Below are 20,027 nucleotides of genomic sequence, written 5' to 3'. Positions count from 1 at the left end.
CCATGATACCAGGCGAGATCATTGCCGCAGAGGGCACGATAGAGCTTAACGCCGGTCAGCCGACGGTAACGATCGAGGTTGCCAATTCCGGTGACCGGCCGGTGCAGGTTGGCAGCCATTATCATTTCTTTGAAACCAATGCCGGACTGCTGTTCGAGCGGGAAAAGGCGCGCGGCATGCGGCTGGATATTCCCGCAGGCACGGCGGTTCGCTTTGAGCCGGGGCAGAAGCGCGAGGTGACGCTCATGCCACTTTCCGGCAAGCGCGAGGTTTATGGTTTTCGTCAACAGATCATGGGGAGGCTATGAGATGACTGCTGAACATTATCATGGAAGCTGCCAGTGCGGTGCCGTCAGCTTCGAGGTCGACGCCGATCTCGACAAGACGGTGACGTGCAATTGTTCTCGCTGCAAAAGGCTCGGATCCGTGTTGGCATTTGCGCCGAAGGAACAGTTCAGGTTGCTTTCGGGTGAGGATCACCTGAAAGAATATCTCTTCAATCAGAAGAAAATCCATCATCTCTTTTGTAGCGATTGCGGCATCGAAAGCTTTGCCTATGCAGATGGGCCGGGTGGCACGCCAATGGTTGCCGTCAATGCCAATTGTCTGGATGGCGTCGATCCGCGTGCATTGAAGTCTCATGTGCATGATGGTGCTGCGGCGTGATGAAATTCATGCCCCGTCTTTCTGTCGGCGGGTCGCTACTGGCGTTGCTCCTCATTGGGGTGGCGTCTGGAGCGAGTGCTGAGGAGCAGCCGAATTGCGCCGAGCCGACAACACAGATGGACATGAATCAGTGCGCCGGGCTGGATTACGAAAAGGCCGACAAGGCACTGAACGCGCAGTATCAAGCGCTTCGCAAGGTGTTGGGCGAGCGTGACAAGGATGCTGACGAAGGCGCGAAAGGCTACAACGACGCTCTCGTTGCCGCCCAGCGCGCCTGGGTCGCTTTTCGTGACGCAAATTGCGATCTAGCCGGTTTTCAGGCACGCGGCGGCAGCATGGAGCCCATGCTCGTTTCATCCTGTCTTGCGGATATGAGCCGCAAGCGTACGGAAGAATTAAAGACGCTGGCGGAAGGTTTCTGAGAGCAGGGGCTTGTCCTTGAGGCTTTCGAGTACGTACCGCATGTTGCGACATTGACAAAAGCCGAGGCGACCAGTCGCCTCGCTGAAATGAATAATTCTGCTTTTCTCCGCCTCCCAGGGAGCCTGATAGCCCATGCCTTACAAGATTTCCCGCGCAGCCTATGCCAGCATGTTTGGCCCAACCGTTGGCGACAAGGTGCGCCTTGCCGATACGGAACTGTTCATCGAAATCGAGAAGGATTTCACCACTTACGGCGAAGAGGTGAAATTCGGCGGTGGCAAGGTTATTCGCGATGGGATGGGTCAGAGCCAGGCGACACGCGCCGAGGGCGCTGTCGATACCGTCATCACCAACGTGGTGATCGTGGATCATTCCGGTGTCTACAAGGCCGATGTGGGTCTGAAGGATGGTCGCATCCACGGCATCGGCAAGGCCGGCAACCCGGATACGCAACCGGGCGTCACCATCATCGTCGGCCCTTCGACGGAAGCGATTGCCGGTGAGGGCAAGATTCTGACCGCAGGCGGCATGGATGCGCATATCCATTACATCTGCCCCCAGCAGATCGAAGAAGCCCTGATGAGCGGCGTGACTTGCATGTTGGGCGGCGGCTCAGGTCCAGCCCACGGAACATTGGCCACCACCTGTACCGGCGCTTGGCATATCGAACGGATGATCGAGAGCTTCGATGGCTTTCCGATGAACCTCGCGCTGGCGGGCAAGGGCAATGCCTCTCTACCCAAGCCGCTGGAAGAGATGATCCTTGCCGGTGCTTCGTCGCTGAAGCTGCATGAAGACTGGGGCACGACGCCTGCCGCTATCGACAACTGCCTGACGGTTGCCGATCAGTTCGACGTGCAGGTGATGATCCACACAGATACGTTGAACGAAAGCGGCTTCGTGGAAGATACGGTTGCGGCCATCAATGGCCGTACGATCCATGCCTTCCACACGGAAGGGGCCGGCGGTGGCCACGCACCGGATATCATCAAGATTTGCGGCAATCCAAACGTTATCCCATCCTCCACCAATCCGACGCGGCCTTACACGGTCAACACACTGGCGGAGCATCTGGACATGTTGATGGTGTGCCACCACCTGTCGCCTTCCATTCCAGAAGACATTGCTTTCGCTGAAAGTCGCATCCGCAAGGAAACCATCGCGGCGGAAGATATACTTCACGACATCGGCGCTTTCTCGATCATCTCTTCCGACAGCCAGGCTATGGGCCGCGTCGGAGAGGTTGCTATCCGCACATGGCAGACGGCGGACAAGATGAAGCGTCAGCGCGGTCGGTTGAAGGAAGAGAAGGGCGAGAACGACAATTTCCGCGTTCGCCGCTACATTGCCAAATATACCATCAACCCGGCCATCGCTCACGGTGTGAGCCATGAGATCGGCTCCGTAGAAGTCGGCAAGCGTGCCGATCTTGTGCTCTGGAACCCGGCCTTTTTTGGGGTGAAGCCGGAAATGGTCCTGCTCGGTGGCTCGATTGCGGCGGCGCCAATGGGTGATCCGAATGCGTCGATCCCCACGCCGCAGCCGATGCATTACCGCCCAATGTTTGCCGCTTACGGAAAGCTGCGCACCAATTCTTCCGTTACCTTCGTTTCGCAGGCATCGCTGGATGGTGGGCTGGCACAGCGCCTTGGCGTTGCGAAGAAGCTGGTCGCGGTCAAGAACGTGCGCGGCGGCATTTCCAAGGCGTCGATGATCCACAACACGCTGACGCCGCATATCGAGGTGGACCCGGAAACCTATGAGGTCCGCGCCGATGGCGAGCTATTGACCTGCGAACCGGCGACGGTGCTGCCCATGGCGCAGCGCTATTTCCTGTTCTGACTTTTGTGCATGACTGATTCGCAGGTGCAGGTTTTTGCTGCGCCGCAAACGGTTTTGGTTTATCTCCCCCGCATGAAATTGAAAGCGTGATTGTTCCCAAGCTGTCACGCATTTACTTGCACAGGAGAAAATCATGCTCGGCAAAAGAGTCCCCGCCGTTACCTTCCGCACACGCGTCCGCGATGAGGCCGTTGGCGGTCCTAATCCCTATCGTTGGGAAGATGTGACCTCGCAGGATTATTTCGGTGGGAAGAAGGTCGTTCTGTTCTCGCTGCCTGGCGCTTTCACGCCGACATGCTCGACCTACCAGCTTCCCGATTTCGAAAAGCTGACGCCGGAATTCCGTGCTCTCGGTATCGATGAAATATACTGCCTCTCCGTCAATGACGCCTTTGTCATGAACGCCTGGGCAAAAAGCCAGAATCTCGAAAACGTCAAGGTCATTCCAGACGGCTCTGGCGAGTTTACGCGCAAGATGGGTATGCTGGTTGCCAAGGATAATCTCGGTTTCGGCATGCGCTCCTGGCGCTATGCCGCCATCATCAACGATGGCGTTGTGGAACAATGGTTCGAAGAAGAGGGCTATTCGGACAATTGCGATTCCGATCCCTACGGCGCGTCTTCTCCACAGAACATTCTGGAAAGCCTGAAGGCCCTCAAGGCTGCCTGACCATCACGCCGATGTGAATTTTTCTGAAGCCGGGCAAACTTGTCCGGCTTCTTCCGTTCTGGAAACTCGTTCGATCGAGTTCTTCGCACTGTGTGCATGTTCGGTTAACACTTGCAGCTTCGCTTGGCACGTAAATCGCGCCGAAAAAGCGAGCGCTGCCAGCCATATAAACGAGCGCATGATTTGTTCCAAAAGAAAATGAAGTATTATCAGGCGCTAAATGACGGCCTTCGCAATGTAATTTCCCCAAGGGGAGGTTGAGATTGGCAGAAAGCACGTGTGAATTTTATAAAAATAATTTCAGCTTAAATACATAAATTTTTACTGGTTCGGTTTACTCCTATCCAACCTCTGATGCTTATCGATTTGGGTGTGAGGACAAGATTCGATGGCTGACTGGTTCAAGAAATTCATCTCCCTTGAAATGAGCTTGAGTGATCCCGAAAGCGGGCAGACGCTAGGCGCTTTCGCAGCGAAGATGATCTTCATCTCCATCATGCTTGCCATGCTGGTAAGCGTGATTGTGATTGCGTTCGGAAATTCCTTTCACCTGCTGCCGCTTCCGCTGTGGGAGGCTCTCGCCTGGAGCGTGATCATGGCATGGGTCGTCGGCGGCATTGTCGCGGCACTTCTCTGTTCCATCCTGGGAATCGCAATCAGGGGGCTTCATGCATCCCATGCGGAATTCGAGCGCTTGAGCCGGACGGATGCGCTTTCGGGCCTTCTCAACCGACGCGCGTTCAACCAGTCTTTCGAGGAAGTGGCAGACAATGCGTCTCTGGCGATTTTCGATCTGGATCGCTTCAAGGCCATCAACGACGGATATGGTCACGCGGTCGGCGACCTGGCCATCAAGAGAGCGGCAGCGGCCATCGCAGATGTTTTCGGGGAATTCCACTGTGTAGCGCGTTTGGGCGGGGAAGAGTTTGCCGTCATCGTTCGCGGTGGTGTTCGCAAGGACCGCGTAACGCTGATAGAACTGGCCCGCATCCGCGTGTCTTGTCTGAGCATTCCATTCGAAGGCCAGCAGGTACAGATGACCGTCTCTGTCGGCGTATCGGATATCGATCCCTCCCGTTCCAAGTACGACACGTTCGCAGCAGCAGACAAGGCGCTCTATCTTGCAAAAGCGAGTGGTCGTAACCGTGTCTGCCACGAGATTGATCTGCCCGCGGCTCAGGCCGTCGAAAACCTCAAAAGCAGCCTGATGGTGGCTTCTTGATATCGTGAATGCCGTCAGCCGCCAATTCGTGGCTTGCATTCGCGGTTGCGATCCGGCACTCCTCATGAAAGACATTCATCAGTTTGGATAGATCATGCTGCGCGTTCAGTCTTACCTTCCCGCCGGTACTCCTGGCGACGAACCCAACGGATATGTGACGCTTGCACATGACCAGCGCCATCTGCGCCGCAAGCTGCTGCATCTCCAGAACGACGAGATGGTGATGCTCGACCTTAAGGAGCCGGTGTTGTTTTCGCATGGCGATTTGCTGGTCGTCGAGAACGGCGATCTCGTGGAGGTTCGTGCGGCGAGCGAGAAACTTTTCGAAGTAACCGCCAAGAACGGCCTCCATCTCATCGAGCTTGCTTGGCATCTCGGCAACCGGCATTTGTCGGCGCAGATCGAGGAAGGCCGCATTCTCATCCTTCGGGATCACGTCATTCGCGCCATGCTGGAAGGTCTAGGCGCAAACGTGCGGGACGTGGAAGAGCCGTTCCAGCCCGCCCGCGGTGCCTATCATTCTCACGGCAGTCACGATCATGGGCATCATGGTCACGATCATCATAATCACCACGGCTGATCATGACGGCCACACCTAATGTCGATGCGCTGCTCCGGCTCATGGCGTGGATGTCTCCGGCATTTCCCGTTGGTGCCTTTTCCTATTCCGGTGGCCTGGAAACGGCCGTCAGCGACCGTCGTGTGACGGATACGTCGCAGTTGCAGGAGTGGATTGCCCTTTCGCTGACGCGAGGAGCGATGTGGAACGATGCCGTGGTGCTGACACAGGCATGGCAAGCAAGTGACGACGCCCACGCTTTGGCGGGGCTCTCCGAATTGGGACTTGCGCTTGCCGGTTCGGCAGAGCGCCATCGGGAAACATTGCTTTTGGGTCATGCTTTCGTAGACGCTGCCAGTGCTTGGCCCGGAGACGTTTTTGGTATTCTGCCGAAAGCCGTTCCCTATCCCGTAGCAGTGGGTGCGATCGCTGCTTGTCATGCTGTTCCCCTGGAAGAGACGCTTGCGGCTTATCTGCATTCTGGCGTGTCGCAGTTGACGTCTGCCGCAATACGCCTCGGCGTGGCGGGACAGAAGCAGGGAACGTCTCTGCTGGCGGGACTGGAAGAGGAGGTCGTTTCCGTCTCCGGCCTCGCCGCATCGTCAAGCCTCGATGATCTCGGATCCGCAACGATCATTGCCGATACGTCTCCCATGCGCCACGAAGTTCAGCCCACCCGATTGTTCCGTTCTTGATCGAATGGTTTGCAGTTGAAGCAGCCGGTGAAACATCGTTAAAGTCGCTGAAAATACATTCGAAAGGGAAACAGATGAAATCGGCAAATGGACCGCTCAGGGTCGGCATCGGCGGGCCGGTGGGCTCTGGCAAGACTGCTTTGACGGCGAAGCTGTGCAAGGCGATGAGCGGCGAGTTTTCCGTCGCCGTGGTTACCAATGACATCTATACCAAGGAAGATGCCGAAGCTCTGGTTCGCATGCAGGCCTTGCCATCGGAGCGGATCGTCGGCGTGGAGACGGGTGGCTGCCCGCACACGGCCATTCGTGAGGACGCGACCATCAACCTTCAGGCCATTGCCGGTTTGAACGAACGCTTTCCCGATCTGGATGTGGTCTTTATCGAATCCGGTGGAGATAACCTTGCCGCAACCTTCTCGCCGGATCTTGCGGATATAACGCTCTACGTCATCTCGGTCTGTCAGGGTGAGGAAATTCCGCGTAAGGGCGGACCAGGTATCACCCGCTCGGATATGTTGGTCATCAACAAAAAAGACCTTGCACCTTATGTCGGGGCCGATCTGGAGTTGATGGACAGCGACGCGACACGCATGCGCAAGGACATGCCCTTCGTCTTTACCGACATGAAACGTGGCGAAGGGGTGGACCGGATCGTCGGGTTCCTGAAGCAGCACGGCGGACTGTGATTGTAACCCGCGCTCTGTTTCGGTACCTCGATCTACCGTTCTAAATCTGTTTGAGAGCTACTGGATCGTTAACGTGGATCACTCTTCCGCGCACGATCACCCCACACTCCCGCAGGCTTGAAAAGGCGCGGGAGAGGGCTTCGGGCGCCAGGCCGAGTTTTCCTGCCAGCACGCTTTTCTGAAACGGCAGACGCAGGGAATAGGATGCCTTGTCGTGTGGGGCCTGGGTCATCAGGTAGTGGGCGACACGCTGCGGCGCGGTTTGGAGCCGATCGTTGACCAATCCCTCCATCGTCGCCGTCAGGCTGTCGGCGAGGCATTGGATGATTCCGCGGGCAATATTCGGATCTGTTTCGATCATTGATCTGACCTTGGCGATATCAAGCCGGGCCAATGTGCAACTCTCGGCGATCTGTGCGTTGTAGCGATTGCGGTCTGCGCCGAAGATAAGGTTGGCGTTGAATGTTTCGCCAGGCCCGCATATGCGGACATCCGCCTCGCGACCGTCCTTGCTGACCCGGAAGAGCCGAACATAGCCCGTGAGCACGCAAAAGAGATGTTCGGCGGGGTCGCCTTCCCGGAAAAGCATCTGACGCGGTGCCAGCGTCAAAAGCGTCGATGCCTCCATCAGCGCCGCGGTTGACGCTTCATCGGTCGCCGCGATCAACGGCATGCGAAGGAGAATGCTTTTTTCCTTGGTGCTCAATTTCACGCTGCTGGTCACGTCGCTCTCCCTTGGTCACTATGGAAGTCGGACCTGGCTGGCCTCGCTGGACAGACACTCTTTCGTGTCGCAAAACAGGTGCCTGCGCCGGTATCGGTAAATCCCCTATGCCGGGCAGGATATCAATCGGTGCATAGATGGAATTGATTTCGATCAATCCCGCAGAAATTCCGGGAACAAAGGTTAGAGATTTTCCCGTTTCTTGGAAGCGCAAAAATCTCTAACCTATTAGTTTCCAATACATTGTCCGGGTGAAAGCCGCGCCGCGCTTTTACTCGAAATACTCATTCCGCAGCCAGCGGCGGCAGCCTCAGGACGTTGTTGGAATTGCTCGTGCGAGTGTCCTTTTGCGATGCTCTTTCCACAGCAGAAAGGCGCTCTTCCATAGCCGAAAGTGCGTCCTTGTTTTCCCGCGCGATGGTCGAAAGTTCCTCGGAAGACAGTATGGGATGCTCCTCTTCCTTCTTGCCGACAAAGCGACCGAAAAGATGCGCGAGCAGCCGCGACAGGTCATCCATGATCAGGAAGAAGGCTGGCACGACGATGAGCGATAGCACGGTGGACACGATGATGCCGCCGATCACCGCAATCGCCATAGGCGAGCGGAAAGAGCCGCCTTCGCCGACGCCGAGCGCAGACGGCAACATGCCCGCCGACATGGCAATCGAGGTCATGATGATCGGGCGGGCACGCTTGCGGCCCGCTTCCACCATGGCATGAACGCGTTCCATACCGTGACGGCGCATTTCAATGGCGAAATCCACCAGCAAAATGGCATTCTTCGTCACGATGCCCATCAGCATCAGAATGCCGATCAGCACCGGCATGGAGAGTGCGTTCTGCGTGAGAATGAGCGCTACGGCCACGCCGCCGATAGCGAGCGGCAGTGAGAACAGGATCGTGAAGGGCTGAATCACATCCTTGAAGAGAAGGATGAGAACGACCAGCACCAGCAACAGCCCGAGCAACATGGCGTTGACGAAGCCCTGCTGCATTTCACCCTGTACCTTTGCGTCACCGCTTTCAGCCAGACGAACAGTGGGCGGAAGCTGTGTTTCTTCAACGATCCGCTTGAATTCGGCCGTCGAGGTGTCGAGAGCCGTGCCGAAGGGAACATCGGAACCGATGGCGACGACCCGGTTACGATCGTTTCGCTTGATGGAGCTTGGCCCCTCCGAATAGTCGATATCGGCAACGCTGTAGAGCGGCACTGTCGCACCGGACGCCGTCTTGATCTTGAGCGCACGGATGGCCGCCAGATCGCGCCGAACATCGAGCGAAGCCTGAACGCGGATCGGGATTTGCCGGTCATCCAGCGAAATCTTCGTCAGCTGCGCATCGATATCGCCGATGGTCGCAACGCGCAAGGTTTGGGAGATCTGCTGTGGTGTGATGCCGAGGCGGGCGATCTCATCCTTGCGCGGACGAATTTGCAATTCAGGACGCGGCAGCGCGCCTTCCGAGCTGACATTGGCCAGAATAGGCGAAGCGCGCAGACGCGATTCCAGCAGGCCGACGGCGTTGTTCAAGTCCTCTTCGTTGGAGGACAGAAAGTTGAAGGTGAGTTCGCGTTCCGCGCGGTCGTTGAGCTTGATGATGCGAACATCCGGAATGCCGCGAACTGCTGCAAAGATATCGCGCTCCACATCCCATTGCGGGCGCGTTCTTCCATTGTCTTCCACCTTCGGCAGATATTGGCCGATGAGCGGAATTGAGCCGAAGCCCTTGTTGACCACCATTTTTACCAGAGAATGGTCGATGTGCTGGAGAATGACGCGCACGGTCGCACGGCGTAGCTCGAGATCGCCCTTCGGCGAAGCGCCGCCAAGGATGAAGACGCTTTCGACGCCATTGATATCGCGCACGGCCTGATAAATCTTCGAGGTCGTGGCATCGGTTTCATCCAGCGTCGCGTTTGGCGGAAGCTCTATGGACAGGACGACGCGAGAGGAGTCGTCCGGTGGCAGGAAGCTGCCGGGAACCCCGCTCAGCAGCACCATTGAACCGATGAGGAAACCGATTGCGCCAACCAGCGTCAGGTAACGCGCCCACCATTTGCTGGTGGTGGCCGTTACCATGCGCGTATAGGCCTTCATCAGCCTGCCGTCATTGTCGTGATGGTCATCGACCGCATCGTCGGCGCGCATGAGGTAGGCGGCCATCAGCGGCGTTATCAGGCGTGCCACCATCAGAGAGAAGAACACCGAGAAGGCGACGGTAAGGCCGAACTGGATGAAGTATTGTCCCGGAATACCCGGCATGAAGGAGACGGGCACGAAGACGGCGATGATGGTGAAGCTGGTGGCGATGACGGCAAGGCCGATTTCATCCGCGGCTTCCAGCGAGGCGCGATAGGGGGATTTGCCCATCTTGATGTGGCGGGAGATATTCTCCACCTCAACGATCGCGTCGTCTACCAGAATGCCGGTCGCGAGCGTCAGTGCCAGGAAGCTGACGAGGTTGAGCGAGAAGCCCAGCACATCCATGATCCAGAATGTGGGGATGGCCGATAGCGGCAGGGCGACGGCGGCAATCACCGTCGCGCGCCAGTTTCGCAAGAACAGCAATACGACGATGACCGCAAGGATCGAGCCCTCGATCAACGTATCGAGCGCAGCCTTGTAGTTGCCATAGGTGAAATAAACCGCATCATCGACCATGGCGATGGAAACGTTCGGGTAGTCTTTCCGGACCTGATCGAGATTCTGCGCCACTGTTTCGGCAACCGACACCTCGCTCGCACCCTTGGCGCGGAAAACGGCAAAGGTCACGCCGGGATTACCGTTGAAGCGAGAAAATGACCTCTGCTCCTGATAGGTGTCCTTGATAGTGCCGAGTTCGGAAAGCTTGACGAAATTGCCATTGGCCAGCGCAATCGTGGTGTTGGAAAGTTGCGCCACGTCACGCGCATCGCCAAGCGTGCGGATCGTTTGCTCGTTGCCGCCTACCTGTCCACGGCCGGAGCCGAGGTCGATATTGGTGCCGCGCAGCTGGTTGTTCACGTCAACGGCGGTAATGCCGTATGCGTCCAGCTTCGCGGGGTTCAGGGAGATACGGACTTCGCGATCTGCCCCGCCATAGCGATCTATCTTGCCGATGCCCGCCTGACCCTGGAGCGCGCGCTTGATGGTGTCATCCACGAACCAGGAAAGCTCCTCCAGCGTCATATTCGGCGAAGACACCGCAAAAGTCTGGATTGCCTGACCCTCCACGTCGATCTTGCTGACGACGGGCTCTTCGATGTCGGATGGAAGCTCGCTGCGGATCTTGTCGATAGCGTCCTTGGTATCCTGAACCGCTTCTTCCGTGGGCTTTTCGATACGGAAGATGAGGGTGGTCAACGACTGGCCATCGGTGACGGTCGACTGGATTTCATCGATACCGCTGATGGAGGCGACAGCATCCTCGACCTCTTTCGTGACCTGCGCCTCGAGCTCCGAGGGCGAGGCACCGCTCTGTGTTACGGTGATTGCCACCACGGGTACGTCGATATTCGGAAAGCGGGTGATCGGCAGATCGTAGAACGCCTTGATGCCGAGGAACAGCAGCAGGGCGAAAGCCAAGAGCGGTGCAATAGGGTTGCGAATGGACCATGCAGAGAAATTCATGACTTTCCCTCAGTCAGTTCGACGCTGCGGCTTCAGCCGGAACCGGATTGATTTTATCACCATCGCGCACGAATGCGCCTGCTTTTTCAACAACCACGTCTCCAGCAGAAAGCCCGCTCCTGATTTCCACGAAGCCGGCGTCCTGAATACCGGTTTCGATTTTCACCTGCTTGATCACGCCATCTTCAACCCGGCGCGTCGTGGAGCCGTCCCGGCCCGATGTGACGGCGGATAGCGGTAGCGCCAGAGCGTTTGCAGTTGAAACGACGACTTCCGCATTGGCGTACATGCCAGCTCTCGCCGCACTTTCGGCTGGTAGAACAATATGCACGGAGCCAAGTCGTGTGGTGGCATCGACTGTTGGCGAGACGATGCGGACCGTGCCTTCGATCTTGTCCCGCCCACCGGCGACAGTGACGTGCGCCTTCTGCCCGGTCTTCACCTTTTGAATGTCGGTCTCGGACAAGTCGGCCACCAGTTCGATGGCTCCATCCTTGATGACGGTGAACAAGGGGTTTCCTGCACCGCTGGCAATGGCACCGACGCGGGCGTTCTTGGCGGAAATGATACCGGCGACCGGTGTCTTTACGCCAGTGCGGGCGAGTTTCAGGTCAATGTCCTCGATCTGGGCGTCGACGACTTTGGTATCCGCTTCGCCGACCGTCACGGCCTGTTTCGCTGCCTGCAAACGAGCCTGTGCGACGGCTGCTGCCGCTGCCGTCTGCTCGACTTGCGAAACTGAGCCCGAGCCTGATTGTCCTAGCTTCGCTGCGCGGTCCTTCTGACGGTTGGCGTCATCGAGGTTGGCTTGCGCTTCGATCACCTGCGCCTTGCTTTGTGCAACTGCAGCTTCAGCTTTTGCCCTGTTGGCCTCCAGCTGGCTTTTTTGCAGTAGCAGACTGTCCTGGGACAGTTCTGCGAGTACGGCGCCAGCCTCGACCTTGTCGCCAATATCGACATTGAGCTTGTCGACCGCCAGCCCATCCACCTGCGGCTGGACGTAAATTTCATCGACAGGACGGATCGTGCCGGTCGCAACGACCTTATCGACGAGATCGCGCGTAGCCGCTTCGGTCACGACGATGGACGGCAGGTTCTGGCGGTTGGCCTGAGCGGGCTCACCCTCTGCTGAAGCGGTCATCGGTAGCACGGACGCGCCAAGGAGAATGGCTGCCAAACATGCTATAGGTGTCGTGCGCTGCATATGCTTATCCGTTCAGGTCCAATCGCGGGATCAGCATGCGCCTCGGCACAGGCATGGTTCGTGCGATAATGAATACGATACTCGGTTCGACAGTAATTTCGCGCCGCGTAGTCAGACGCGACATTGCGCAAAACGTCGCAAGGAGCCATCTGGATTACTTTCCACCCGCACTCAATTCCTTAAAAGTTTTGCCGCCGGAATGTAAATCTGACTGGCAATCATTTCAATCGGTGTAACGAGCGCATTGAAGATACATTTTTCTATGTACTGAGGTGGATAACATGTGCCCGATTCTAGCTGAAATGATGGCTGATGACCGATACGTGTTGTCGTTCCTGCTACAACGGTACCGAAACACAGGATCGAGAGCTTGAGAAGGTTGGGTTGCGTCTATTAAAGCGGGCGGTATTGTCATAATTCTATAATCATTGATCACGTGTTCAAATACGTCGATGGTTTCAACGAACACAACAAGAGACCATTGCGATGGCGATACCCAGAGCGGCAAAGACCCAGAAGCGCACACGCATTCAGGAGAAGAAGGAAGAGGCGATCCTGGAGGCCGCGCTCGATGTTTTTTCCATGAACGGGTTTCGTGGCACCACCATCGACCAAATCGCAGATGTTGCAGGCATGTCCAAGCCCAATGTGCTGTATTACTTCCGTACCAAGGAGGCTATGCACCGGGCTCTTATCGAGCGGGTTCTGGACACCTGGCTCGATCCTCTCCGCGCTTTCAATGACCTCGGGAACCCGGAGGCGGAAATCCGCTCATACATTCGCCGAAAGCTGGAAATGGCGCGGGATTATCCCCGCGAAAGCCGACTGTTTGCCAACGAGATTCTACAGGGCGCGCCGCACGTCGAAGACGAGTTGAAAGGTCCGCTGAAGCAACTCGTCGACGAAAAGGCGGAAGTCATCCGTGCCTGGGCAAAGGCAGGCCTGATCGCCAAGTGCGATCCCTACCACCTTATCTTTTCGATATGGGCCACAACCCAGCATTACGCCGACTTCGATGTTCAGGTAAAGGCCGTGTTGGGACACGGCAACGCGGGTGAGGGTCGCTTCGAAGACGCCGCGCGTTTTCTGGAGCAGCTTTTCATGGGTGGTTTGAGGATTTCACCCTCCCCATAAAAACATGATGATTATCATCAACTTTATACTTTACTCTGAAACTCATCTTTAATAATGTGCCGCCAAGCCGGGTGATCGGGCAGGTGTGCAACGTTAAGGTGAGTTATGGCGCGGAAAGAGAAAAAGAAGGCGGATCGAAACGGCAAGCGCGACGAGCGTCCGCAGCAGGCAGGGCAGTCCCTCCAGCAACAGGCGCCTGTGGGGCCGAAAAGCTTTCTTTATGTCGGCGGTCGTGACTGTCAGGTTGCGCATCTTCGCCAGATCGCCAGCAATTTCGATGCCGAACTGATCCATCATGATGGTGGCCTGCGCGAGGCTGTGTCGCGTATCGATACGCTGCTTCCTTCGGTAGACTGCGTATTCTGCCCTATCGACTGTATCAGCCATGATGCGTGTCTGCGCGTCAAATCCGGCTGCAAGAAGTTCGGCAAGACTTTCATTCCGCTCCGTAACGGTAGCAAATCCAGCCTTGAGCGGGCGCTTCAAACCATGAACGACCGCGCCGCAAACTGAGATCGACTTGCTTAGTCCCGAGCCGTTTTGAAGAAGGCGGCGGCGGCAAGCGCCAGCCAGCCCAAAATCATGCCGAGCCCGCCCGCGGGCGCGGCCATGGGGAACAGGCCGCTTTCGGTAAATTGACGGGATACGAGATCGCCGGCGAACAGAACCGTGCCGAGGCCAAGAAGAACAGATGCCGGCAATGCCGTTCTGATACGGTCCCACCCTATAAATAATCCCAGCAGGATCGGTGCATGGGCAAGGCACATGGCAGAGGCGTTGCCGAGCATATGGGCCGCGCCAGTGTGCGTTGCCGCGGCGGCAAGCGCAACGCCTGCCGCGCCGAGGATGCCGCTGAGGAAGAGGGTGCCAGCGCGAAAAACGATGTTTGTCATGACGGTTTCTCTTCCTGATTCTGCATATGAAATGCCAGCCGCTCCACAGGTGCCCAGATGATTTCGCGCAGCTTGGGGTTCTCTATCGTCTCATCCATGGCGCGGCGGAAGCAGAGCAGCCATTCGTCTCGCTCTGCCGGTCCGATAGCGGCTACGAAATGGCGTCGGCGCAGCATGGGGTGGCCGTGTTTTTCGACATAAACCGGAGGTCCGCCGAGATAGCCGGTGAGATAATCGTAAAACTTGCTTTCACTGCCCGTAATGTCTGGCGGATGGATGGCGCGGCAGTTTGCGGCCTCCGGCAGCGTGTCCATGAGTTCGTAGAAGCGCTTTGTCAGCGCGCGCACCGTGTCATCACCGCCGATGGCCTGATAAAGCGTGATGGTCTCTTCTGCCAAGGTTTACGGTCTCCGTTCGCTGACGTTTTGCCGCTTCGACTGCCAAAGCGCAACAACAAACGAAGAGTGCGGCAATTCGCAGCGCCGCACCTTGCTGGATATCGAAAACTGGACATCAACCGAAGTTGCGAATGAGGTTAAGGCCCTTATCGAGCAGGTCATTTGCCTCGTCTTCATTAGCCGCCTCGACATAGCAGCGCATTTCAGGCGCATTGCCCGAAGGACGGAAATGGATCGTGTTGCCGTCGGTGAGTGTTACGCGCAACCCGTCGATATCGCTGGTCTCTTTCACAGCTCCAACGGGTGCCAGAAACTGCTCGAGATTGGTTCGCGACGAACGCAAGTGAGCCATCAATGCGCTGCTCTTTTCCTGCGCGAAGTTCTGGAGCCGGTCGGCAGCGGCGACCGGCAGCTTATAGCCAGCGGCGATTTGCGACAGCGGTATCTTCTGTTCCGCGACAAGGTTTAATACCGCCAGAATTGGCAGGAAGCAGTCGCGGGTCGGTAAGGGAGATATCGTCTTGCCATTCAGTGTGAAGGGTGAGGCAGTGAGAAAGCCACCATTGGCTTCGAAACCGATTACGCCGCTCTTGCCGTTGGAAATCGCTTCCTGCATTCCGGCAATGACGAATGGCGATCCCACCTTCGTTCGCACAACCTCGAAATCACCGCTGGCCTCGATACCGGAATTGGAGGTAACGGGCGTAACGACCACTCCCGCTTTCAGGAAGTTTGCCGTGATCAGCCCAAGCAGATCGCCGCGTAACGGCGTTCCATTCTCATCTGCCAGAAGTGGCCTGTCACCGTCGCCATCGGCTGATACGATTGCGTCAAGACCATGTTCGGGTGCCCACGCCTTGAGCATCTCCTGAGTTTCGGGAGAGACGGCTTCGGTATCGACGGGAATGAAGGTCTCCGAGCGGCCAAGGGCGACAACGTTCGCACCATAATGAGCCAGAACATCCACGAACATGTCCCGCGCCACTGTGCTGTGCTGGTAAACGCCGATTTTCAGCCCTGCGAGCGCAGCGTTGGGCAGAAGAGAAATATTACGCTCACGGAAGAGTTCCGCCGCCTCGGCGGCACGGCTTTCGGCTTTCTCCTGCGTCGTAGAAATGCTTTCGTTTTTGATCTGGAGAGCCAGATCGGCAATCGCATTTTCGTCCTGCTTGTCAATTTCTTCGTCTGGACGATAGAACTTGATGCCGTTGCGATCTGCTGGGATGTGAGAGCCGGTCACCATCAGGGCTGCCGCCTTCAGCGAGAGGCCATATTGGGCAAGGGCCGGTGTTGGAATCGCGCCGCAATCCATCGGCTTCAGGCCCGCTGCATTCATTGCGGCAATACAACTTGCTGCGATAGCCGGACTGGAATCACGGAAGTCCTGGCCGATAAGAATAGGGTCGCCATTTTTGGCAAGACCAGAGTTTAGAAGGTGGCGGGCGAAAGCTGTTGCGTAGATTGCTGACGCCTCACCCTTCAAATCTTCGGAAAGTCCGCGAAGACCGCTTGTTCCAAACTTCAGGCTCATATCGATAGCTTCCTTATGCTTTGATCAGAATCTGTATGGCCGGAGCCATGGTTTCTCTAACGGGTGGGGAGCCGCATTGATCCCTAAAATGGCAATAGTATCAATTGGTATCGGAAACTGCCTGAGCCCTCAAGTTTTGACAGGAGGTTGTCGATAACCCTATATCGTTTCATTGAGGCACAGGGAAAACGGAACATGGAAACAGTATCGATCGACAATCGCGGCGATTTCGGCCTTTGGGCCATCGAACGCGCAAAAGCGATCATCGCGGTGGAAGGTTCTGCGCTCGCCATCGCTTCGCGCGAGGGTAACGAAGATGAAATCCGTGAAGCGGCAAACAGCCTAGGTGGGGCCATTTCCGCCGCACTGCTGGAAGTCTATGACGGTCTTCTGTCCGAGGAATAATCGTTGCGGTCGAGGCCTGCATAACGCAGGGCGATGAATGCCGTAAGGCAGGCGACCGCGAAGGCGTTAAGAGACAGAAGCTTTGCGAGATCGGCGTCGTTCCAGACGTGCAGGGCATCGCCGACCATGTAACGCGTCGCCAGAAAACCAGCGAATACAAGGCAGGTCATGCCCATTTGCCAGAGTTTTTCACCGGCTCTGAATGAGGTGGCAACCAGCATGATGCAGGCGGCGAAGAAAAGTTCTGTGCCCGACGCTGTTCCGAAGAGCTTGGTTTCAAACACCGTGTCCACAGTGCCGATGAAGGGCAGGACAATGCGCGCCGCCAGCGGTGATCTTTTAGCGATGAAAGGGATGGTCAGAAAGAAGGGCGCGGAAAGCGCGCTCAACCAAGACGCCTCCACGCCGTTGCCGACGATCCACCAGATCGTCAGCGGGTAAAATGGCTTGTTGAGAACGATGATCCAGGCAATGGTCACCGTCGCTGCCGTCAAGGCGTCGAGCCCGTCGCCTTTTCGGGAAGCTTTCATTCCTGCACCGGCTTCAGCAGATAGTGGCCCACGCCCCATACCCCGCCCTTATCGTGTCCGAACAGGCCTGCGGTCGCGAGGAAGAAAAGCCGCCAGCGCCGGTGCCAGAGGGTGGCATCCTTGCCATAAACGCGCTGAAGAATAGGCGTGATGCGTTCCGATTCACGGTCGAAATTCGCAAGCCAGTCCATGGCTGTCCGTTGATAATGACTGCCGGACCAACGCCACTCCGCCTCAACCTCGTAGAGATCGGCAAAACGGTGCGGCAGATCGTGGGCAGGCATGATGCCGCCTGTGAAGAAGTGATGCGCGATCCAGTCCGCAGGATTGTTCTGATCGAAGCGGTAGGAGCGGTTCTTATGGGTGAAAACATGAATGAACAGACGGCCATCCGGCTTCAGCCAGTTCTTCGTACGCTCGAAAAGGGCGCGCCAGTTGGACATATGCTCGAACATTTCGACCGAAACGATGCGGTCGAAACGACTTGTCGGCGTAAAATCATTCATATCCGCCGTAATGACATTCAGGTTCGTAACACCCTGCCGTTCTGCTTCGCTTAAAATATAAGCACGCTGTGAGGAGGAGTTGGAAACGGATGTGATACTGGAATCAGGGAATTGCCGCGCCAAATAGAGCGAGAGGGAGCCCCATCCACATCCCAATTCGAGGATGTCCATGCCATTATAGATATCGGCGTGCTTTACTGTTTCAGCCAACGCGGCAGTCTCGGCATCTGCAAGCGTCGTGGTGGCGCTGGGGTAATAGCAGCAGGAGTATTTGCGCTGCGGTCCAAGTACCAGCGAGAAGAACTCCGCAGGTACTTCATAATGCTGGCGGTTAGCTTCATCCGTGTGCGTTGCCACGGGATACGTCGCCATATCTCTTGCGAAAGCCAGTTCCTCTTCCTGCGGTACTTTTTCCAGCCGCCGTTTGGTACGGTTGCAGAGGAAGTCTATGCCCGTGAGCGTCAGGCCATCTGAAAGCGACGCCTTTTCGGCGGTATTGATGGCGAATGCCAGCATATTCATGTCATGCCTCCTCTTTTCTTGGACCGGGGAAAAACGCGTTGACGCGACGTTGCAACGAGCGGAATTTTTCGCCGCGAGAACGCAGCATGTGTTGCTCCAGCGGTGGAATGCCGGAGGCGTGCACCAGCAGCCAATACATCAGGGCGGGAGCGAGGAGGGCTGCCCAACTCCAAGGTGAGGGGCCGGTCAGTGCGAGAAGCGGCCACGCGCACCAATAGAGCCACTCGAAGAAATAATTTGGGTGGCGGGAATAGCGCCAGAAGCCTTCTTCGCACACGCCGGTCTTGGCCTCAGGCGTCTTGCGGAATTTTGACAGTTGCCGGTCTGAGAGGGCTTCTCCGGCTAGTGCCGACAGGGCCAAAATTATTGCGACCATGTCTAGCACCGAAGGAAACGCGGTCGTGCTGGCGGCAGCGAGATAGATCGCCAGAACGAGAATGAAGCCGGCCAACGCCTGGATTTGCAAGAACACGAAAAGCCGCAGTGACGCTTGTTCACCCCATTCTTCGACCAGTTTCGCATATCGCGGATCTTCGCCTGCGCCTTTCGTGCGGGTAACGATATGGCTCCCGAGCCGGATGGACCACACGGCGATCAACAGAAATGCCGCCAGGCGTCTTTCAGGCGTTCCATCTGCGGCGATTATGGCCGCTATACCACCGATGCCGACTGCGAATGACCATATCGTATCGATCCAGCCGCTGGCGCCGGTTTTGCGTTGCACCGCCCATGCCGCTGCCATGGCGACTAGGAGACCGATGGCAATAAGAAGCAAATACAGCAAATCCATAGATTATCACTTTCCATGATCCACGTAGTCTCATGGCAAGTTACGGAACTTTCTGCGCGCCGGTTTAATCTGGGAGGAAAAAAACTTCACGCAGGGTTTCTTGGTGATCCGAAGATGCGGTGTGTGCGTTGTTCGTCAGCAGAAGCGGAGGACGCTTTTTCTTGGAGGAAGAACAATGAAATCCGTTTTGAGGCTTTCCACAGTTGTTTTAATGCTCGGCGGCACGGCGGCCGCTGCCGCAGATATAAATGGTCAATGGGCGCGAGGCGACGGTAACGCCAAGGTGGAGATTGCGCCATGTGGCTCTGATATTTGCGCCATCAACACCTGGATCAAGCCTGGCACACCGAAGGAAAAGTCCGGCGACAAGCTTGTGATGAGCATCAAGCCCAGCTCCGACGGCGAATATTCCGGTACGGCCTTCGATCCTCAACGCGACTTGACCTACAAGATCACCGTTTCCGTGAAAGGTGACAGCATGACGACGAAGGGCTGCGTGCTGGCGGGCATCCTTTGCAAGGGTGTCAGCTGGACCCGCATCAACTGAAAGGCAACGCATCGATGAAGACATATTCCATCGCTTATGCCGCAACGCTCGTGGTTTTTCTGGCGATAGACGCCGTTTGGCTAAGCACGATGGCTGATCTTCTCTACAGGCCGCTACTGGGGGATCTGCTTGCTCCGCAGTTTCGAGTCGTTCCTGCCGTGCTCTTCTACCTGATCTACTGTGCGGCCCTTGTTTTCTTTGCCGTTGTGCCAGGATTGCAGGCCAGGCGCTCAGGGATTGCGCTTCGTAACGGCGGGTTTTTCGGCTTTGCCGCCTATGCCACCTATGATCTTACCAACCAGGCTACGTTGGTGAACTGGCCAACAACGCTGACCGTTGCGGATCTTTTATGGGGCTCCGTTCTCTCAGCATCGACGGCGTTTCTCGCTTGCGTGATTACTCAAAAAATCGGCGGGCGAATTGCCCGCTGACGGACCCGGCCATCCGCGTCTTGCGTCTCCAGGTGGCCGGG

Annotated in this window: 22 protein-coding genes and 1 pseudogene; 14 read left to right on the top strand and 9 right to left on the bottom strand. The window is 56.7% G+C overall.

The features are described from left to right. Positions 1 to 2: 2 nt before the first annotated feature. From G6L28_RS10860 to ureG, 9 genes are all read left to right on the top strand, one after another. Positions 3 to 308, top strand: a complete 306-nt coding sequence (locus tag G6L28_RS10860) for an urease subunit beta (RefSeq protein ID WP_174063791.1) — start codon at positions 3 to 5, stop codon at positions 306 to 308. Position 309: 1 nt separating this feature from the next. Then, positions 310 to 666, top strand: a complete 357-nt coding sequence (locus G6L28_RS10855) for a GFA family protein (protein ID WP_174063790.1) — start codon at positions 310 to 312, stop codon at positions 664 to 666. An 8-nt stretch (positions 667 to 674) separates the two neighbouring features. Next, the gene (locus tag G6L28_RS10850; protein WP_174063789.1) at positions 675 to 1,088 is read left to right on the top strand and encodes a lysozyme inhibitor LprI family protein; all 414 of its coding nucleotides are present in this window, start codon (positions 675 to 677) and stop codon (positions 1,086 to 1,088) included. A gap of 133 nt (positions 1,089 to 1,221) precedes the next feature. After that, positions 1,222 to 2,931, top strand: a complete 1,710-nt coding sequence (gene ureC / locus G6L28_RS10845) for an urease subunit alpha (RefSeq protein ID WP_174063788.1) — start codon at positions 1,222 to 1,224, stop codon at positions 2,929 to 2,931. A gap of 133 nt (positions 2,932 to 3,064) precedes the next feature. After that, the gene (locus G6L28_RS10840; protein ID WP_174063787.1) at positions 3,065 to 3,601 is read left to right on the top strand and encodes a peroxiredoxin; all 537 of its coding nucleotides are present in this window, start codon (positions 3,065 to 3,067) and stop codon (positions 3,599 to 3,601) included. 388 nt (positions 3,602 to 3,989) lie between these two features. Continuing rightward, entirely contained in the window at positions 3,990 to 4,823 is an 834-nt protein-coding gene (locus tag G6L28_RS10835; protein WP_174063786.1) for a GGDEF domain-containing protein, read from the top strand. Positions 4,824 to 4,917: 94 nt separating this feature from the next. Continuing rightward, complete coding sequence (gene ureE, locus G6L28_RS10830) at positions 4,918 to 5,403, top strand: urease accessory protein UreE (protein ID WP_174063785.1); 486 nt, start codon at positions 4,918 to 4,920, stop codon at positions 5,401 to 5,403. Positions 5,404 to 5,405: 2 nt separating this feature from the next. Next, positions 5,406 to 6,077 carry an urease accessory protein UreF gene (locus tag G6L28_RS10825; RefSeq protein ID WP_174063784.1) on the top strand — a complete coding sequence of 224 codons (672 nt, stop codon included), beginning with the start codon at positions 5,406 to 5,408 and terminating at the stop codon, positions 6,075 to 6,077. A 74-nt stretch (positions 6,078 to 6,151) separates the two neighbouring features. Then, positions 6,152 to 6,763 carry an urease accessory protein UreG gene (gene ureG / locus G6L28_RS10820; protein WP_174063783.1) on the top strand — a complete coding sequence of 204 codons (612 nt, stop codon included), beginning with the start codon at positions 6,152 to 6,154 and terminating at the stop codon, positions 6,761 to 6,763. Positions 6,764 to 6,803: 40 nt separating this feature from the next. Here the strand turns inward: ureG and G6L28_RS10815 are convergent, their stop codons facing one another. The 3 genes from G6L28_RS10815 to G6L28_RS10805 form a co-directional block, all read right to left on the bottom strand. Further along, positions 6,804 to 7,487 (bottom strand): Crp/Fnr family transcriptional regulator, encoded by a 684-nt coding sequence (locus tag G6L28_RS10815; protein WP_337795759.1) that lies wholly within the window; start codon positions 7,485 to 7,487, stop codon positions 6,804 to 6,806. 284 nt (positions 7,488 to 7,771) lie between these two features. After that, positions 7,772 to 11,095, bottom strand: coding sequence for an efflux RND transporter permease subunit (locus G6L28_RS10810; protein ID WP_174063782.1), 3,324 nt, complete (start codon positions 11,093 to 11,095; stop codon positions 7,772 to 7,774). A 13-nt stretch (positions 11,096 to 11,108) separates the two neighbouring features. Next, positions 11,109 to 12,299, bottom strand: a complete 1,191-nt coding sequence (locus G6L28_RS10805) for an efflux RND transporter periplasmic adaptor subunit (RefSeq protein ID WP_174063781.1) — start codon at positions 12,297 to 12,299, stop codon at positions 11,109 to 11,111. A gap of 486 nt (positions 12,300 to 12,785) precedes the next feature. Between G6L28_RS10805 and G6L28_RS10800 the strand changes: the two genes are divergently transcribed. Together G6L28_RS10800 and G6L28_RS10795 are read left to right on the top strand one after the other, a co-directional pair. Continuing rightward, positions 12,786 to 13,433, top strand: coding sequence for a TetR family transcriptional regulator C-terminal domain-containing protein (locus G6L28_RS10800; protein WP_174063780.1), 648 nt, complete (start codon positions 12,786 to 12,788; stop codon positions 13,431 to 13,433). A 207-nt stretch (positions 13,434 to 13,640) separates the two neighbouring features. Beyond that, a pseudogene (locus G6L28_RS10795) lies at positions 13,641 to 13,946 on the top strand (DUF2325 domain-containing protein); the annotation flags it as partial. Positions 13,947 to 13,957: 11 nt separating this feature from the next. Here the strand turns inward: G6L28_RS10795 and G6L28_RS10790 are convergent. The 3 genes from G6L28_RS10790 to G6L28_RS10780 all read right to left on the bottom strand — a co-directional run bounded on the left by G6L28_RS10790 (position 13,958) and on the right by G6L28_RS10780 (position 16,255). After that, complete coding sequence (locus tag G6L28_RS10790) at positions 13,958 to 14,326, bottom strand: DUF423 domain-containing protein (protein ID WP_174063778.1); 369 nt, start codon at positions 14,324 to 14,326, stop codon at positions 13,958 to 13,960. Next, complete coding sequence (locus G6L28_RS10785) at positions 14,323 to 14,724, bottom strand: group II truncated hemoglobin (protein ID WP_174063777.1); 402 nt, start codon at positions 14,722 to 14,724, stop codon at positions 14,323 to 14,325. Before G6L28_RS10785 ends, G6L28_RS10790 begins: the two co-directional genes overlap by 4 nt. Before the next feature lie 115 nt (positions 14,725 to 14,839). After that, a complete protein-coding gene (locus G6L28_RS10780; RefSeq protein WP_174063776.1) occupies positions 14,840 to 16,255 on the bottom strand; it encodes a phosphomannomutase in 1,416 nt (471 codons plus the stop codon). 195 nt (positions 16,256 to 16,450) lie between these two features. On the opposite strand from G6L28_RS10780, the gene G6L28_RS10775 reads away from it, so the two are divergent. Continuing rightward, positions 16,451 to 16,660, top strand: coding sequence for a hypothetical protein (locus G6L28_RS10775; RefSeq protein WP_174063775.1), 210 nt, complete (start codon positions 16,451 to 16,453; stop codon positions 16,658 to 16,660). Here the strand turns inward: G6L28_RS10775 and G6L28_RS10770 are convergent. The 3 genes from G6L28_RS10770 to G6L28_RS10760 are packed head-to-tail and all read right to left on the bottom strand — an operon-like array spanning position 16,633 to position 19,008. Next, complete coding sequence (locus G6L28_RS10770; protein ID WP_174063774.1) at positions 16,633 to 17,190, bottom strand: hypothetical protein; 558 nt, start codon at positions 17,188 to 17,190, stop codon at positions 16,633 to 16,635. The two genes, G6L28_RS10775 and G6L28_RS10770, sit on opposite strands and share 28 nt — an antisense overlap. Beyond that, positions 17,187 to 18,218 (bottom strand): SAM-dependent methyltransferase, encoded by a 1,032-nt coding sequence (locus G6L28_RS10765; protein ID WP_174063773.1) that lies wholly within the window; start codon positions 18,216 to 18,218, stop codon positions 17,187 to 17,189. Before G6L28_RS10765 ends, G6L28_RS10770 begins: the two co-directional genes overlap by 4 nt. A gap of 1 nt (position 18,219) precedes the next feature. Next, positions 18,220 to 19,008, bottom strand: coding sequence for a DUF1295 domain-containing protein (locus G6L28_RS10760; RefSeq protein WP_174063772.1), 789 nt, complete (start codon positions 19,006 to 19,008; stop codon positions 18,220 to 18,222). Positions 19,009 to 19,183: 175 nt separating this feature from the next. Here G6L28_RS10760 and G6L28_RS10755 point away from each other — a divergent pair, with 175 nt between their 5' ends. Together G6L28_RS10755 and G6L28_RS10750 are read left to right on the top strand one after the other, a co-directional pair. Next, positions 19,184 to 19,555, top strand: a complete 372-nt coding sequence (locus G6L28_RS10755) for a DUF2147 domain-containing protein (RefSeq protein ID WP_174063771.1) — start codon at positions 19,184 to 19,186, stop codon at positions 19,553 to 19,555. Between the two features lie 14 nt (positions 19,556 to 19,569). After that, positions 19,570 to 19,986, top strand: a complete 417-nt coding sequence (locus G6L28_RS10750; protein WP_174063770.1) for a DUF2177 family protein — start codon at positions 19,570 to 19,572, stop codon at positions 19,984 to 19,986. The last annotated feature ends 41 nt before the right edge of the window (positions 19,987 to 20,027 follow it).

Source organism: Agrobacterium larrymoorei, assembly GCF_013322225.1.
Taxonomy (GTDB): domain Bacteria; phylum Pseudomonadota; class Alphaproteobacteria; order Rhizobiales; family Rhizobiaceae; genus Agrobacterium; species Agrobacterium larrymoorei_A.
Note: the sequence above shows the minus strand (reverse complement) of the source record. Positions and strands in the feature narration are given on the sequence as shown.

Coding starts and splice junctions, on each gene's coding strand:
- ureG (WP_174063783.1), top strand. CDS start 6,152: ATGAAATCGGCAAATGGACCGCTCAGGGTCGGCATCGGCGGGCCGGTG.
- G6L28_RS10760 (WP_174063772.1), bottom strand. CDS start 19,008: ATGGATTTGCTGTATTTGCTTCTTATTGCCATCGGTCTCCTAGTCGCC.
- G6L28_RS10810 (WP_174063782.1), bottom strand. CDS start 11,095: ATGAATTTCTCTGCATGGTCCATTCGCAACCCTATTGCACCGCTCTTG.
- G6L28_RS10750 (WP_174063770.1), top strand. CDS start 19,570: ATGAAGACATATTCCATCGCTTATGCCGCAACGCTCGTGGTTTTTCTG.
- G6L28_RS10850 (WP_174063789.1), top strand. CDS start 675: ATGCCCCGTCTTTCTGTCGGCGGGTCGCTACTGGCGTTGCTCCTCATT.
- G6L28_RS10860 (WP_174063791.1), top strand. CDS start 3: ATGATACCAGGCGAGATCATTGCCGCAGAGGGCACGATAGAGCTTAAC.
- G6L28_RS10790 (WP_174063778.1), bottom strand. CDS start 14,326: ATGACAAACATCGTTTTTCGCGCTGGCACCCTCTTCCTCAGCGGCATC.
- G6L28_RS10800 (WP_174063780.1), top strand. CDS start 12,786: ATGGCGATACCCAGAGCGGCAAAGACCCAGAAGCGCACACGCATTCAG.
- G6L28_RS10770 (WP_174063774.1), bottom strand. CDS start 17,190: ATGAAAGCTTCCCGAAAAGGCGACGGGCTCGACGCCTTGACGGCAGCG.
- G6L28_RS10780 (WP_174063776.1), bottom strand. CDS start 16,255: ATGAGCCTGAAGTTTGGAACAAGCGGTCTTCGCGGACTTTCCGAAGAT.
- G6L28_RS10805 (WP_174063781.1), bottom strand. CDS start 12,299: ATGCAGCGCACGACACCTATAGCATGTTTGGCAGCCATTCTCCTTGGC.
- G6L28_RS10855 (WP_174063790.1), top strand. CDS start 310: ATGACTGCTGAACATTATCATGGAAGCTGCCAGTGCGGTGCCGTCAGC.
- G6L28_RS10825 (WP_174063784.1), top strand. CDS start 5,406: ATGACGGCCACACCTAATGTCGATGCGCTGCTCCGGCTCATGGCGTGG.
- ureC (WP_174063788.1), top strand. CDS start 1,222: ATGCCTTACAAGATTTCCCGCGCAGCCTATGCCAGCATGTTTGGCCCA.
- G6L28_RS10775 (WP_174063775.1), top strand. CDS start 16,451: ATGGAAACAGTATCGATCGACAATCGCGGCGATTTCGGCCTTTGGGCC.
- G6L28_RS10755 (WP_174063771.1), top strand. CDS start 19,184: ATGAAATCCGTTTTGAGGCTTTCCACAGTTGTTTTAATGCTCGGCGGC.
- G6L28_RS10765 (WP_174063773.1), bottom strand. CDS start 18,218: ATGAATATGCTGGCATTCGCCATCAATACCGCCGAAAAGGCGTCGCTT.
- G6L28_RS10835 (WP_174063786.1), top strand. CDS start 3,990: ATGGCTGACTGGTTCAAGAAATTCATCTCCCTTGAAATGAGCTTGAGT.
- ureE (WP_174063785.1), top strand. CDS start 4,918: ATGCTGCGCGTTCAGTCTTACCTTCCCGCCGGTACTCCTGGCGACGAA.
- G6L28_RS10840 (WP_174063787.1), top strand. CDS start 3,065: ATGCTCGGCAAAAGAGTCCCCGCCGTTACCTTCCGCACACGCGTCCGC.